Origin of the sequence: Halomonas sp. A29, from assembly GCF_046723295.1 — a bacterium.
Classification (GTDB): domain Bacteria; phylum Pseudomonadota; class Gammaproteobacteria; order Pseudomonadales; family Halomonadaceae; genus Halomonas.
Genome location: NZ_JAXQPR010000001.1, coordinates 621,269 through 636,383, shown reverse-complemented (window position 1 = coordinate 636,383; position 15,115 = coordinate 621,269). Strand labels below are relative to the sequence as shown.

Sequence of the window (15,115 nt, the reverse complement as noted above, 5' to 3'; positions counted from 1 at the left end):
TGTTACAGTTAGCGCCAAGGCACCGTCAGAGTGCCTACGGCCCGGATTCCAGTCATCGTATCGAGAACAGAGATGCCCGAAAGCAAACGTCCACTCTATATCCCCTACGCTGGTCCTTCGCTGCTCGAGATGCCGCTGCTCAACAAGGGCAGTGCGTTTTCCCGTGAGGAGCGTCTCGAGTTCAATCTGATTGGCCTGCTGCCGCAGAACGTCGAATCCATCGAGGAGCAGGCCGAGCGCGCCTACCGCCAGTATCAGCAGTGCCACAGCGACCTGGAGCGACATATCCACCTGCGGGCTATCCAGGACGACAACGAGACGCTCTACTACCACATGGTAATGGAGCATCTCGAGGAGATGCTGCCGATCATCTACACCCCCACGGTAGGCCAGGCCTGCGAGGAGTTCTCCAACATCTACCGTAGCCACCGCGGCCTGTTCATCAGCTATCCGGACCGTGAGCGCATCGACGACATTTTGCGCAGCGCCACCAAGGATAGGGTCAAGGTGATCGTAGTGACCGACGGCGAGCGTATCCTCGGCCTCGGCGACCAGGGCATCGGCGGCATGGGCATTCCCATCGGCAAGCTGGCGCTCTACACCGCCTGTGGCGGCATCAGCCCCGCCTACACGCTACCGATCACCCTGGACGTGGGCACCAACAATCAGACCCTGCTCGATAACCCCATGTACATGGGCTGGCGGCACCCACGCATCTCCCAGGAGGAGTACGACGCCTTCCTCGAAGACTTCATCTCCGCGGTGAAGCGTCGCTGGCCGAACGTGCTGCTGCAGTTCGAGGATTTCGCCCAGGCCAACGCCGTACCCCTGCTCGAGCGCTACCGCGACCAGCTGTGTTGCTTCAACGACGACGTGCAGGGCACCGCGGCGGTCGCCGTGGGCACCCTGATGGCGGCCTGCCAGGCCCGCGACGAGACCATTGCCGACCAGCGCGTGATATTCGTCGGCGCCGGCTCCGCCGGCTGCGGCATCGCCGAGCAGGTCGTCATCGCCATGCAGGCCGAAGGGCTCAGCGAGAAGGAGGCACGGCGGCGGGTGTTCATGGTCGACCGTGAGGGGCTCGTCACCAGCGATCAGGAGTGGCTGCGTGACTTCCAGCGCCGCCTAGCCCACGACCCGGCGCTGGTCGAGGCGTGGCAGGACCAGTCGCTGCTCGAGGTGGCGCGCCATATCAAGCCCACCGTGCTGATCGGTGTCTCGGGCCAGCCGGGGCTGTTTTCCGAGGAGGTGATTCGCGCCATGCATGCCGGCTGCGAGCGCCCGGTGATCATGCCGCTCTCCAACCCCACCTCCCGCGTCGAGGCCGTGCCGGCAGACGTGATCGAATGGACCAACGGCCAGGCCCTGGTGGCCACCGGCAGTCCCTTCCCGCCGGTGGAGTACGAGGGCAAGATCTATCCCATTGCCCAGTGCAACAACGCCTACATCTTCCCCGGCATCGGCCTCGGCGTGGTGGCCAGCGGTGCCAAGCGCATCACCGATACCATGCTGATGACCGCGTCCCGGGCGCTGGCCCGCGAGGCGCCGCTGGTGAAGGCAGGCAAGGGGGCATTGCTGCCGCCGCTGTCGCAGATCCGTGAGCTGTCCAAGGCCATCGCCTTCGAAGTCGCTGCTCAGGCCCAGCAGGAGGGGATGGCGCTGCGCACCGACGGCATCAAGCTGCGTCAGGCCATCGAGCGTAGCAGCTGGACGCCGGAGTATCGCAGCTATCGCCGGCGCTCGTTCTGAAGCAGAAACTTTAGGTCAGGCAATGACAAAGGCCCTGCCGGATATCCGGCAGGGCCTTTCGCGTGAGCGCAGGATGCTGGGCGGGCCTAGGCCGCGCCGATCATCCGCCGCAGCACGTAGTGGAGGATACCGCCGTGGCGGTAGTACTCCAGCTCGTTGGCGGTGTCGATACGGCACAGGGCCTCGATCCGCTTTTCGCCTTTGTCGCTCTTTACCGTGACCGTGACCTTGCCCCCCGGGGAGAGGTCGGCCAGGCCCTTGATGGAGATGGTCTCGTCGCCGGTCAGCCCCAGGCTCTTGCGATCCTCGCCCTCGGGGAACTGCAGGGGCACCACGCCCATGCCGATGAGGTTGGAACGGTGGATCCGTTCGTAGGACTCGGCCAGCACCGCGCGCACGCCGAGCAGCCGCGTGCCCTTGGCCGCCCAGTCCCGCGAAGAGCCGGTGCCATACTCCTTGCCGGCCACCACCACCAGTGGCGTGCCTTTCTCCTGATACTTCATCGCCGCATCGTAGATCGCCATCTGCTCGCCCGAGGGCACATGACGGGTCTCGCCGCCGACCACGCCGTCGAGCATCTCGTTTCTGATGCGCACGTTGGCGAAGGTGCCGCGCATCATCACCTCGTGGTTGCCGCGGCGCGAGCCGTAGGAGTTGAAATCCACCGGCTTGATGCCGCGCTCCTGCAGATAGCGTCCGGCGGGGCTATCGGGCTTGATCGAACCGGCCGGCGAGATGTGGTCGGTGGTCACCGAGTCGCCAAGCAGGGCGAGGATATGGGCATCCTCGACGTCCTCGATCGGCTCTGGGGCGCGGCCCATGCCCTCGAAGAAGGGCGGGTGCTGGATATAGGTCGATGAGGGCGACCATTCGTAGACCTGGCTCTGGGGCACCTGCAGCGCCTTCCAGGTTTCGTCACCTTCGAACACCTCGGCGTACTCGCTGCGAAACATCGAGGTCTTGACCTTCTCGACGGCGTTGGCGATATCTGCCTGAGAGGGCCAGATGTCCTTCAGGTAGACCGGGTTGCTGTCCTTGTCCTTGCCCAGCGGTTCGCTGGTGAGATCCAGGCGCACGTTGCCGGCCAGGGCGTAGGCCACCACCAACGGCGGCGAGGCCAGCCAGTTGGTCTTCACCAATGGGTGGATGCGGCCCTCGAAATTGCGGTTGCCCGAAAGTACCGAGGCCACGGTGAGATCGCTGTCCTCGATCGCCTTCTCGATTGGCGTCGGCAACGGGCCGGAGTTGCCGATACAGGTAGTGCAGCCGTAGCCCACCAGGTTGAAGCCCAAGGCGTTGAGGTCGTCGCTGACGCCGCCAGCGTCGAGATACTCGGTCACGACCTTGGAGCCCGGCGCCAGCGAGGTCTTGACCCAGGGCTTGGTCTTGAGGCCCCGGGCTAGGGCGTTGCGTGCCAGAAGTCCCGCGGCCATCATCACGCTGGGATTGGAGGTGTTGGTACACGAGGTGATGGCGGCGATCACTACGGCGCCGGGGTTGAGCATGAACTGCTCACCCTCCAACTCCACGTTCTGGCTGTCATGGTGTTCATAGCTCTCGTGTACGCCGACGGCGGTCTGGCCGCCCTCGGAGTTCAGTCGGCCACGCTCCTCGCTGGGCGCGGTCTTGCCGTTCTTCTCGCCCTCCATCAGCTTCTCGAAGGTGGCCTTCATGTCCTTGAGGGCGACACGGTCCTGGGGCCGCTTGGGGCCGGCCAGGCTGGCTTCGACGTTGCCGAGGTCGAGATGCAGGGTGTCGCTGAAGATCGGCTCGTCGCCCGGCTCCCGCCATAGTCCCTGGGCCTTGCTGTACGCCTCCACCAAGGCGATCTGAGCGTCCTCTCGGCCGGTTAGGCGCAGGTAGGCGAGGGTCTCGTCGTCGACCGGGAAGAAGCCGCAGGTGGCGCCGTACTCCGGTGCCATGTTGGCGATGGTGGCACGGTCGGCCAGCGGCAGGTCGGCCAGGCCGTCGCCGTAGAACTCGACGAACTTGCCCACCACACCGCGGCTACGCAGCATCTGGGTCACCGTCAGTACCAGGTCGGTGGCGGTGATGCCTTCCCTGAGCTTGCCGGTGAGCTTGAAGCCCACGACCTCGGGAATCAGCATCGACACCGGCTGGCCGAGCATGGCGGCTTCGGCCTCGATGCCGCCCACGCCCCAGCCGAGTACACCGAGACCGTTGATCATGGTGGTGTGGGAGTCGGTGCCCACCAGGGTGTCGGGATAGGCGAAGGTCTTGCCATCTTGCTCCTTGGTCCACACCGTCTTGCCCAGATACTCGAGGTTGACCTGGTGACAGATGCCTGTGCCTGGTGGAACAACGCGGAAGTTGTCGAAGGCGTCCTGGCCCCAGCGCAGGAATTCATAGCGCTCGCGGTTGCGCTGCATCTCGATGGCGACGTTGTCCTTGAAGGCGGTGGGATTGCCGAACTTGTCGACCATCACCGAGTGGTCGATGACGAGATCCACCGGCGAGAGGGGATTGATACGCGACGGATCCTCGCCGAGCTTTTCCACCGCGGCACGCATCGAGGCCAGATCCACCACGCCGGGAACGCCGGTGAAGTCCTGCATCAGTACCCGAGCCGGGCGATAACCGATCTCACGGCTGGAGCGCCCGCCCTGCTGCCAGTCGACCAGCGCCTGCATGTCCTCGAGCGCCACGCTGGGATCGTTGGCGAAGCGCAGCTGATTCTCCAGCAGGATCTTCAGCGTCTTCGGCAGCCGGTCGATGTTGCCCAGAGCATCGGCTGCCCGCGGCAGGCTGTAGTAGTGGTAAGTGATATCATCGGCGGCCAGTGTCTGCAGGGTATCGGGCATCTCGTCACGGCTCATGAAGGCCTCCTGTCACGGTGGTGAACGGTCCTTTTCTTCAGTCTCATACTTAGCACATGGTCATGATAGGTCTCCCTTTCAAGCGCTGCCCAAGGTTTCTATGCTGAACGAAAGCTTGTTGCGTGGCGCTGCCCTGTCGTGGAACGGAGAGGCGCGCGCCAGGGAGTTACCGTCATGCACGAAGAGCAACTCGACAACCACCCTGTCCATTGTCCGTACTGCAGCATGCCCTTCGACCTGCTGGTGGATGTTTCCCAGGGCAGCCATGAAACTTGGGAGGACTGCCCGTACTGCTGTGCGCCGATCCAGCTAAGGGTCGAGGTGTCGCCGTTCACTGGCGAGCTTTCGAGTCTGGTGCTGGGGCGCGACGATGAAGTGCTGTGAAGAATGGCGTTCGAGGCTGGTACAATAGCGGCATACAGTGCCCCGGCCGATGGCAAGAACCGGGGCGAGACATGACAAGCCTCATCCCGTTTCGAGTTGCGAGGACCCCTTCATGAGCGAAGCGCGTCACGAACGCCTGATCATCCTGGGCTCAGGCCCGGCCGGCTACACCGCCGCCGTCTATGCGGCGCGGGCCAACCTCAAGCCGGTGCTGATCACCGGCATCCAGGCCGGTGGCCAGCTGACCACCACTACCGACGTGGACAACTGGCCCGGCGACGATGCCGGCGTGCAGGGGCCGGAGCTCATGGAGCGCATGAAGCGCCATGCCGAGCGCTTCGACACCGAAGTCCTGTTCGACCATATCCACGAGGTGGACCTGCGCAATCGTCCCTTCACCCTCAAGGGCGACAGCGGCAGCTACACCTGTGATGCGCTGATCATCGCCACCGGCGCCAGTGCGCGCTACCTGGGCCTGCCTTCCGAACAGCAGTTCATGGGCCAGGGGGTATCGGCCTGCGCCACCTGCGATGGTTTCTTCTACCGCAACAAGGAAGTGGTGGTGGTGGGCGGCGGCAATACCGCCGTGGAAGAAGCGCTCTATCTCTCCAACATCGCCTCCAAGGTGACCCTGGTGCACCGTCGCGACACCCTGCGCGCCGAGAAGATCCTGCAGGACAAGCTGCGGGAGAAGGCCGAGAGCGGCAACGTGGTGCTCGAATGGAACCATGTGCTCGACGAGGTGCTGGGCGATGCCAGCGGTGTGACCGGGGTGCGTATCCGTTCCACCACCGACGACAGCGTGAAGGAACTCGAGGTGCCCGGCGTGTTCATCGCCATCGGGCATAGCCCCAACACCGCCATCTTCGAGGGCCAACTGGAAATGCACGACGGCTACATCAAGGTGAAGTCCGGCCTCGAGGGCAATGCCACCGCCACCAGCGTTCCGGGCGTGTTCGCCGCCGGCGACGTAATGGATCACGTCTACCGCCAGGCCGTGACCTCCGCCGGCACCGGCTGCATGGCGGCATTGGATGCGGAGCGCTACCTTGATGATCTCGTCTAATTATTTCCTCGTTCCGGGGGTCTGTGGCGCTTGGCGGGAGTCGAGCGCCGGTTAAGGCGCGAGCTAGCCTCGGGAGCGGCACGGCGCGGCCTGTCACTATCGATACCCCTCAATAGTGCGGCGGCACCTCATCCTGTGGTGACGGTGCCGTCATCTCCGAATCCTGCAGCGTTCGCTGCTGGTCGCGCAGCTTCTCCTGCATCAAGGCATTGATCCGCTCGAGCTGGGCCAGCCGTCGTTCCTGGCTGGCTACGGCCTCGTCCAACGTGTCCAACCAGTGCTCCTGGTAGGCAATTCGGCTCTCCAGCGCTTCAAGTCGGGTGGCGAGCGCATGCTCGGGGCTCATGCTAGAATCGTCGCGCTGCGTGTCGCTGTTCATCGTGACACCTTCATCAGGCGATGGGGCTCTGGCCGTGTCGTCATTGGACTTCCTGTTTCATCAATTCCACATAACAAGTGAGCAATACGGATCCATGAATCGCAAGGTTATCATTCGCTGCACGTTGATCAGTCTCTTGTTGGCGCTACCGTCCCCGCTGCTGATCGCCCTGTTCGTTACGCTGATCGAAGACGATCTGGCACGCCAGCTGTTCGTCATGATAGAGGCTGGCGGCGTAACTTCCATCTACCCCGCCGTGGTGGCTGCAGTCTTCGTGCTGCTGCTGGTTGCTACTCTATTGCTGCACTCCTTCAGCCCCAGGCTGGCGGTGCTGGCCGACGTCGAGAACGATGACCGTGAGATCGGTGAGGTCAAGTGGTTCAACGTCAACAAGGGCTATGGCTTCATCAAGCGCGAGAGCGGCGAGGACGTGTTCGTCCATTTTCGTGCCATTCGCGGGCGTGGTCATCGCACCCTCGCCGAGGGGCAGAAGGTGCGCTATCACGTGATCGAGAACGATAGAGGGCTACAGGCCGACGACGTCACGGTCATCACTTGAACGAAGCGCCTGCGCTCGACCAGGCGTTGTTGGCAGTGCAGCGCGAGATGCCCATCTACTAAAGTAAACTCCGCTCTCTTGCTGCACTTCCGTCTAGCCTGGCCATCGCTCGGCAGCTTCTCTTTCGAGGATTCCGCCTGGTTATCATCGCCCCGCATGTGTCAGAACATGCGGGGCGATGTCGTTTGGGGTCACTGGCCCGAGTCTGGCCAGTCGATGGCGCTTTCGCTGCCGTTGGGTAGCACCTGCCAGAAACGGTCCGGCTCGTCGCCAGGCTGCCAGCCGCCAAGTGAGCAGCGCACCTCGCAGCCAAGCCGGGTGGCGGCGTCGCGGGCGCAGTCGCAGTCTCTCAACCACGGGGTGTGCTGGCTGTCGAACCACAGGCTGGCAAAGCCGTCTGCGGCTTTTTCCACTAGCAGCACCGGGACTTCATGGCCTTGATGATGACCGCGCGTCTGCCACTTGTTGCGCCCGGCACCGCGCAGCGGGGCCGCATCCAGCGCCTCGCCGAGCCAGGCGTTGATGGCCTCCAGCGGGGCCTGGCGCAGGTAGATCTCGATGTCCGGATAGCGCATGCTGCTGTCGAGCTGGTGGGGCATGGGTACTCTCTCGGCGCGGTCAGGGCTGGGCGGTGCCGTTGATGAAAAGCCTGGCCAGAATCGCTTCATAGATCAGGCTCAGGTCGTCCAGGTCGGCAGCGCGAACGTGTTCGTTGGTCTGGTGGATGGTGGCATTGCGTGGCCCCAGCTCCACGACCTGGCTGCCCAACGTGGCGATGAAGCGCCCATCGGAAGTGCCGCCGCTGGTGGAGAGCTTCGGGCGGTGGCCGAGAACGGTTTCGACGCCGTGCAGGGCGGCATCCACCAGCTCGCCCTCGGCGGTGAGAAATGGTTCGCCGTTGAGCGTCCAGTCGAGCTGGTACTCGAGCCCATGGGCGTCGAGTATCGCCTGGGTGCGCTCACGCAGCTTCTCATGGGTCACTTCGGTGGAGAAGCGGAAGTTGAACACCACTTCGACGTCGCCGGGGATCACGTTGGTCGCGCCGGTGCCGGCGCGGATGTTGGAGATCTGGAAGCTGGTGGCCGGGAAGAAGTCGTTGCCGCCGTCCCAGTGTTCGCGCACCAGTGCATCGAGCGCCGGCAGCGCCTGGTGGATGGGATTGCGCGCCAGGTGCGGGTAGGCCACGTGGCCCTGGATGCCCTTGATATGCATGACGCCGCCCAGCGAGCCGCGCCGGCCATTCTTGATCATGTCGCCGAGCACGTTGGTGGAGGAGGGTTCGCCGACGATGCAGTAGTCGAGCCGCTCGTTGCGCTCGCGCAGGTGCTCGACCACGGCCCGGGTGCCGTCCACCGCAGGACCTTCCTCGTCGGAGGTTATCAAAAAGGCGATGCGGCCGTGATGGTCGGGGTGGGCAGTGACGAAACGCTCCACGGCGGTGATCATCGCCGCCAGGCTGCCCTTCATGTCGGCCGCGCCGCGGCCGCGCAGCATGCCGTCCTCGTCGATGCAGGGCTCGAAGGGCGGCGTATCCCAATGCAGGTGGGGGCCGCTCGGTACCACGTCGGTATGGCCGGCGAAGGCCAGCACCGGGCCATGGTGCCCGTGCGTCGCCCAGAAGTTTTCGACGTCGCCGAAGGGCAGGCGCTCGACATGAAAGCCGAGCCTTTCCAGGCGCTCGATCATCAGCGCCTGGCAGCCCAGGTCATCGGGAGTGACCGAAGGGCGACGGATCAGTTCCATGGCGAGCTGCAGGGTCGGGGAGAGCCCCTGTGGCTCAGTTGTGGGCATGCAGGGCCTCGTTGAGCGCGATGGCGCTCTTGTTGGTCAGGCACTCGATGCGGCCATTCTGCGAGTTGCGGCGCAGCAGCAGGTCGCTCTGGCCGGCCAGCTCGCGTGCAGCCACGGTCTTGACCTCCTGGCCCTGGTCGTCGAGCAGGGTGACCTTGGCCCCGGCGGTGATGTAGAGGCCGGCTTCCACGGTGCAGCGATCGCCCAAGGGGATGCCGATGCCGGCATTGGCCCCGATCAGGCAGCCTTCGCCCACCTTGATGACCATGTTGCCACCGCCGGAGAGCGTGCCCATGGTGGAGCAACCGCCACCCAGGTCGGAGCCCTTGCCCACCAGCACCCCGGCGGAGATGCGCCCCTCGACCATGCCCGGGCCCTCGGTGCCGGCATTGAAGTTGACGAAGCCCTCGTGCATCACGGTAGTGCCTTCGCCCAGGTAGGCGCCCAGGCGCACCCGGGCGGTGTCGGCGATGCGCACGCCGCTGGGCACCACGTAGTCGGTCATCTTGGGGAACTTGTCGACGCAGTCCACTGATAGGGCGCGGCCCTCCAGGCGCGCCTTGAGACGACGGGCCGGCAGTTCCTCGATGTCGATCGGGCCCTCGCTGGTCCAGGCCACGTTGCGCAGCAGGCCGAACATGCCGGTCAGGTCGACGCCATGCGGCTTGACCAGGCGATGCGACAGCAGGTGCAGCTTGAGGTAGACCTCAGGCGCGCTCTGTGGCGGCAGGTCGCTTTCCAGGAAAGTCGCCACCAGCGGGCGCTGACTGACGGCCAGTGCCTCGACCAGCTCCGCCTGAGCGACATGCCCGGCCGCCTTGAGGGATTCGGCGAGCTGGGCGCAGTGCTCCGGCAGGAAGCTGATGGCGCTGTTGCTATCGGCAGGGACGTCAATCACCTTGCCGACGGCTTCCACCAGGCTGGCATCCGGCTTGAAGAGTGGCGCCGGGTAATAGATCTCCAGCCAATCGCCCTGGGTGTTCTGGGTGCCGATTCCGAAGGCAAAGCTCAACATGGGGTGTCCTCGTATCTAGTTGGAATGGGGTCAGCCTTTGAGGTCGTCGTAGTCGCCGCCGCGATAGCCGACACGAATTTCGTCACCGGTATCGAGCAGCGGTCGCTTGAGCAGGGTGGGGTTGGCCATGATCAGCGTCCGAGCCTTGTTGGCATCGACGTCCTGCTTGTCTTCTTCGGGAAGGTTGCGCCAGGTGGTGCTGCGCCGGTTGAGTACTTCCACCATCGGCACCCGCTCGAGAATATGCTCGAGCAGCGCCGCCGAGAGGCCATCCTCGCGCAGATCGTGAACCTGATAGGGCAGGCCCCTTTCATCCAGGGCCTTGCGTGCCTTGCGGCAGGTATCGCAGCTCTTGATCACGAACAGGGTCGCCATCATGCCCTCCTTTCGATGAAACGGCGAATTCGATGGGCGGCTTCGACAGTGGGTTCGAGTTCGGCCACCAGTGCCAGGCGAATGCGGCCCGTGCCGGGGTTTACTCCCCGCCCGTCCGCGCGGTTCATTCCGCTATCGGCGGCGGGGCGACCCATATAGGAGCCGGGCAGTACGCTGACGTGCTCGGCGGCGAACAGTGCCCGGGTAAACGCCTCGTCGTCGCCTCCCGGCACCGCTGGCCATAAGTAGAAACTGGCCTCGGGCGCGGGAAATTCAAGCACCGGGGCGAGAATTTCGGCCACTGCGGCAAATTTTTCGCGATAGGCGTCGCGGTTGGCATGCACATGGGCTTCGTCATTCCAGGCGGTGATCGAGGCGTACTGCAGCGGCAGCGACATGGCGCAGCCGTGGTAGGTGCGATAGCGCTTGAACGGCGCGATCAGCCCGGCGTCGCCGGCGACGAACCCCGAGCGTAACCCGGGCAGGTTGGAGCGCTTGGAGAGCGAATGGAACACCAGGCAGCGCCGGTAGTCGTGGCGGCCCAGGGCGGCGCAGGCCTCGAGCAGCCCTGGTGGCGGCGCGTTCTCATCGAGGTAGAGCTCGGAGTAGCACTCGTCGGAAGCGATGATGAAATCGTGCTCGTCGGCGAGCGCGATGAGCTTTTCGAACTCGGCGCGCGGCGTCACCGCGCCGGTGGGGTTGCCCGGCGAGCAGAGGAAGAGGATCTGCACTTCGCGCCATACCTCGGACGGCACTGCGTCGAAGTCGGGGCGAAAGCCGTTCTCGGCCCTGCAGTCCAGGTAGTGCGGTTGTCCCCCGGCGAGCAGGGTGGCGCCCTCGTAGATCTGGTAGAAGGGATTGGGCACCGCAACCCTCGCCGGGCGGCTGCGGTCCAGCGCGGCCTGGACGAAAGCGAAGATCGCCTCGCGGGTGCCGTTGACCGGCAGTACCTGACGCTCGGGGTCGAGCCCTGCCAGCCCGAAGCGGCGGGTGGACCAGTCGGCAATGGCACGGCGCAGCTCGGGGATGCCGGCCGTGGCCGGGTAGCGGGCGAAGTCGAGCTGATGGGCCTGCAGCGTTTCCAGGGCCGCGGCGAAGGGGGCGTGCTGTGGCTCGCCAATGGTCAGCGGGATGTGCGCGAGCCCTTCGGGAGGCGTCACGCCGGCTTTCAGCGCGGCGAGTTTCTCGAAGGGGTAGGGCTTCAAGGCGTCGAGATCGGGGTTCATCGGTGTCCAGCGCCGTGGAGCGGCGTCGTTGTCATGGCTGCAGGCAGACCGACGATTATAGGGAAGCCCCCGGCTCGTCTCAAACCCGGACGTGGCAGGCCTCAGCCTGCCACGTCGAGCACTTCGATCAGTCGCTCGCGCAGGCGCTGCTGGCGCTCGGGATCGGTCAGCGGTGCGCCGGCCTTGTCGGTAATGAAGAAGACGTCTTCGACGCGCTCGCCCAGGGTGGCGATCTTGGCCGCCGAGAGCGAGATGTCCTGTTCCATGAAGATGCGGCCGACCCGGGCCAGGAGGCCTGGACGGTCGGGAGCGGTCAGCTCCAGCAGGGTGCGCTCGTTGGCCGGGTCCTGTTCGATGAGCACCTCGGTCGGGACCTTGAAGTGGCGCAACTGGCGCGGAGTGTGGCGAGTGACGATCTGTGGGTAGTCGTCGGGGTCGTCGAGCTCCTCCACCAGGTGGGCACGGATCTCTTCGATGCGCACGGGATCGCGGATCGCACGGCCCTGGTCGTCGAGGACGATGAAGGTGTTGAGCGTCCAGTCGTTGCTCGAGGTGGCGATGCGGGCGTCGTGGATCGACAGGCCCAACTGCTCCATGGCGGCAGCAGTGGCGGCGAACAGGTCGTCCACCGAGCGGGTATGGATGAACACCTTGGTGCCGCCGTCGGACATGTCGTCGGTGGGGGCGCTGATCAGGATCAGCGGCAGTGCCGACTCGCGATGGGCCAGGATGCCCATGGTCTGCCAGACGATCTCGCTGGGAGCGTACTGCAGGAAATACTCTTCGCCGAGACGTTCCCACAGGCGTTCGACCCGCTCCAGGTCGGCGCCTACCGCGATCAGCAGCGAGCGCGCCTCGCTGCGCGTTTCGCGCACCCACTCATCGCGGTCCAGCGGGTTGTCCAGGCCGCGGCGCAGGGCGCGCTTGGCCTCGGCGTGCAACTGACGCAGCAGCGAGGCGCGCCAGCCGTTCCACAGCGTTGGGTTGGTGGCATTGATGTCGGCCACGGTCAGCACGTAGAGGTAGTCCAGACGGGTTTCGTCACCGACCTGAACAGCGAATTCGCGGATCACGTCGGGGTCGGTGATGTCGCGTTTCTGAGCCACCATCGACATCACCAGGTGGTTCTCCACCAGCCAGCTGACCAATCGGGTGTCGCGGCTCGACAGGCCGTGGCGTTCGGCGAAGCGTTCCACGTCGCGGGCGCCGAGGATCGAGTGGTCGCCGCCGCGACCCTTGCCGATATCGTGATAGAGCCCGGCGATCCACAGCAGCTCCAGCTTGGGTAACTGGTGCACCAGCGCTGCGGCTACCGGAAATTCTTCCCGTGCCTCGGGCTTGCGGAACTGGTGGATGAACTTGAGCAAACGCAGGGTGTGGGCGTCCACGGTGTAGATGTGAAACAGGTCGTGCTGCATCAGGCCCACCGCCTGGCCGAACTCCGGCAGGTACTTGCCGAGCACGCCGTAGCGGTTCATGCGCCTGAGCTGGCGCGCCACGTTGCCACTGGAGCACAGCAGCGACATGAACAGGTGCTGGTGCTGGGCATCGTCGCGGTAGAGGTCGTCGATCAGGTGGCGATGGTCGCGTATCAAGCGGATGGTGTCGGCCCGCACACCCTCGATTTCGGGATGCTCCGCCATCAGCAGAAACAGCTCGAGCAGCGCCGAGGGGTATTCGCGGAATACCGAGCGGGTGCGCGCCTTGATGTAGCCGCCCTCGATCACGAAGCGCTCGTTGAGGTCGACTGTTTCCAGGCGTTCACCGTCACGCAGAATCGCCTCGTCGAAGTGCTGCAGCAGCATGTCGTTGAGCCCGGCCAGCGCCGTGACATGCCGGTAGTAGCGCTTCATGAACTGCTCGACGGCCAGGCGCTCGGGAGTATCGCGGAAGCCGAACAGCTCGGCGATGGTGCGCTGGTGATCGAAAAGCAGGCGATCCTCGGCGCGGTCGGTGAGAATGTGTAGCGCATAGCGCACCTGCCACAGGAAGGCCTGGCCCTGGCTCAGGATGCGCAGCTCGGCGTCGTTCATGAATCCGTTGGCCACCAGGTCCTCGTAGCGCTGGCTGCCGAAGTGGCGCTTGGCCACCCAACCGATCATCTGGATGTCGCGCAGCCCACCCGGTGAGCTCTTGATGTTGGGCTCGAGGTGGTACTCGGAGTTGTTGAAGCGGTGGTGACGGGTGATCTGTTCCTGCCACTTGGCTTCGAAGAAGCGGTCGGAAGGCCACAGGCGCTCGGGGGCGATGCGCGCCTTCATCGCCTCGCGCAGGGCTTCGGGACCGGCCAGGGTCCGCGACTCCATCAGGTTGGTGATGATGGTGATGTCGCCTTCGGCCTCGCGCTCGCAGTCGGAGAGCGAACGCACGCTATGACCGATCTCCAGGCCAATGTCCCACAGCAGAGTAATGAAAGCGGTCAACGGCTCACGGTAGGGCGTGTCATCGTCATGCTCAAGCAGCAGCATCAGGTCGACGTCGGAGTGCGGGTGCAGCTCGCCGCGGCCGTAGCCGCCCACCGCGAGCAGTGCCACGCCGTCGTCGGGCCAGTCGTGCAGTGACCAGGCCACGCCCAGTAGCTGGTCGAGGCTCCAGGCGCGGCCGTGCACGAGGGCGCGAATGTCGGCGCCGGCATGAAAGCGCTCATCGAGCCGACTCTGGATGTCGCGCAGCGCCGCCTTGAAGGGGGCGATGGGCGAGCGGGTGCCGGCAAGCTCACGCCGGAAGGTCTCGGCGTCGAACAGCGACTCGTCGGGCACGAAGCGATAGTGATGCAGGAGCATGATGGCTCGACTCAGTGGTCGAGGAAGGAGAAGTCTTCCTCGTGGCGTGCCGTGAGTACTTCGACACCGGTCTCGGTAACCAGCAGCGTGTGCTCCCACTGCGCGGAAAGGCTCTTGTCCCGAGTCACGGCGGTCCAGCCGTCACGCAGCACCTTGGTCTGGTGCCCGCCGACGTTGATCATCGGCTCGATGGTGAAGCACATGCCGGCGGCCAGGGTGGCATCGGCCTCGGGAGCGTAGCCGTCATAATGAAGCACCTGCGGGTCCTCGTGGAAGGTGGCGCCGATGCCGTGACCGCAAAAGTCACGCACCACCGAGTAGCCGTTGGCCTCGGCGTGCTGCTGTATCGCCCGGGCCAGTTGCGACAGGCGCACGCCCGGACGCACCAGGGCAATGCTCTTGTACAGACACTCCTGTGTCACCCGGCACAGCCGCTCGCCCTGGATGCTCTCGCCGACGATGAACATGACGCTGGAGTCGCCATGGTAGCCGTCGGCTGTCTTCACGGTGACATCGATGTTCATGATGTCGCCTTTCTTCAGCTTCTTCTCGGGGTCGGGGATCCCGTGGCATACCACATGGTTGATCGAGGTGCAGATCGACTTCGGGAAGCCGTGGTAATTGAGCGGTGCGGGAGTGGAGCCCAGCTCGCTCACGATGTAGTCGTGGCAAAGCCGGTCCAGTTCGCCAGTGTTCGCGCCGACCGTGACATGCGGTGCTATCATTTCCAGCACGCTGGCGGCCTGGCGGCCGGCCTCACGCATCTTCTCGATTTCGTCGGGCGTCTTGATGGGTATGTTCATGGAATCTCGGTTCAGAGGGGTTGCAGCGCCGACAGCGTAGCCAAGGACGGCGGGCGACTTCATCTCGTTGGCGAACTATGGTATAAAGCCGCGCGCTTTCCTGCAATCGTCGCCGCCACGGCCTTGGCCTGGTCGGCCGGCGAGGTGG

Annotated in this window: 13 protein-coding genes; 4 read left to right on the top strand and 9 right to left on the bottom strand. The window is 64.8% G+C overall.

Annotation, left to right across the window (positions count from 1 at the left end; genetic code table 11):
- The first annotated feature begins 72 nt into the window (after positions 1-72).
- Entirely contained in the window at positions 73-1,749 is a 1,677-nt protein-coding gene (locus tag SPH52_RS03075; protein ID WP_411793525.1) for an NAD-dependent malic enzyme, read from the top strand.
- A gap of 86 nt (positions 1,750-1,835) precedes the next feature.
- On the opposite strand, the gene acnA is transcribed toward SPH52_RS03075, so the two are convergent.
- Entirely contained in the window at positions 1,836-4,586 is a 2,751-nt protein-coding gene (gene acnA / locus SPH52_RS03070) for an aconitate hydratase AcnA (protein WP_411793524.1), read from the bottom strand.
- Between the two features lie 174 nt (positions 4,587-4,760).
- Between acnA and SPH52_RS03065 the strand changes: the two genes are divergently transcribed.
- On the top strand, positions 4,761-4,970 hold the full coding sequence (locus SPH52_RS03065) for a CPXCG motif-containing cysteine-rich protein (RefSeq protein ID WP_411793523.1): 210 nt from the start codon (positions 4,761-4,763) through the stop codon (positions 4,968-4,970).
- Between the two features lie 112 nt (positions 4,971-5,082).
- Entirely contained in the window at positions 5,083-6,036 is a 954-nt protein-coding gene (gene trxB, locus SPH52_RS03060; RefSeq protein ID WP_411793522.1) for a thioredoxin-disulfide reductase, read from the top strand.
- Between the two features lie 109 nt (positions 6,037-6,145).
- On the opposite strand, the gene SPH52_RS03055 is transcribed toward trxB, so the two are convergent.
- The gene (locus tag SPH52_RS03055; protein ID WP_411793521.1) at positions 6,146-6,415 is read right to left on the bottom strand and encodes a SlyX family protein; all 270 of its coding nucleotides are present in this window, start codon (positions 6,413-6,415) and stop codon (positions 6,146-6,148) included.
- 94 nt (positions 6,416-6,509) lie between these two features.
- Between SPH52_RS03055 and SPH52_RS03050 the strand changes: the two genes are divergently transcribed.
- Entirely contained in the window at positions 6,510-6,974 is a 465-nt protein-coding gene (locus tag SPH52_RS03050; RefSeq protein WP_411793520.1) for a cold-shock protein, read from the top strand.
- Positions 6,975-7,165: 191 nt separating this feature from the next.
- Here SPH52_RS03050 and SPH52_RS03045 read toward each other — a convergent pair whose 3' ends face one another.
- From SPH52_RS03045 to map, 7 genes are all read right to left on the bottom strand, one after another.
- On the bottom strand, positions 7,166-7,573 hold the full coding sequence (locus SPH52_RS03045; RefSeq protein ID WP_411793519.1) for a hypothetical protein: 408 nt from the start codon (positions 7,571-7,573) through the stop codon (positions 7,166-7,168).
- Positions 7,574-7,592: 19 nt separating this feature from the next.
- Complete coding sequence (gene dapE, locus SPH52_RS03040; RefSeq protein ID WP_411793518.1) at positions 7,593-8,765, bottom strand: succinyl-diaminopimelate desuccinylase; 1,173 nt, start codon at positions 8,763-8,765, stop codon at positions 7,593-7,595.
- On the bottom strand, positions 8,752-9,780 hold the full coding sequence (gene dapD / locus SPH52_RS03035) for a 2,3,4,5-tetrahydropyridine-2,6-dicarboxylate N-succinyltransferase (RefSeq protein WP_411793517.1): 1,029 nt from the start codon (positions 9,778-9,780) through the stop codon (positions 8,752-8,754). Before dapD ends, dapE begins: the two co-directional genes overlap by 14 nt.
- A 30-nt stretch (positions 9,781-9,810) precedes the next feature.
- Positions 9,811-10,155, bottom strand: coding sequence for a Spx/MgsR family RNA polymerase-binding regulatory protein (locus SPH52_RS03030; protein WP_411793516.1), 345 nt, complete (start codon positions 10,153-10,155; stop codon positions 9,811-9,813).
- Entirely contained in the window at positions 10,155-11,381 is a 1,227-nt protein-coding gene (gene dapC / locus SPH52_RS03025) for a succinyldiaminopimelate transaminase (RefSeq protein ID WP_411793515.1), read from the bottom strand. Before dapC ends, SPH52_RS03030 begins: the two co-directional genes overlap by 1 nt.
- Positions 11,382-11,482: 101 nt before the next feature.
- Positions 11,483-14,164, bottom strand: coding sequence for a [protein-PII] uridylyltransferase (locus SPH52_RS03020; protein WP_411793514.1), 2,682 nt, complete (start codon positions 14,162-14,164; stop codon positions 11,483-11,485).
- 11 nt (positions 14,165-14,175) lie between these two features.
- Positions 14,176-14,967 (bottom strand): type I methionyl aminopeptidase, encoded by a 792-nt coding sequence (map, locus tag SPH52_RS03015; RefSeq protein WP_411793513.1) that lies wholly within the window; start codon positions 14,965-14,967, stop codon positions 14,176-14,178.
- Positions 14,968-15,115: the final 148 nt, after the last annotated feature.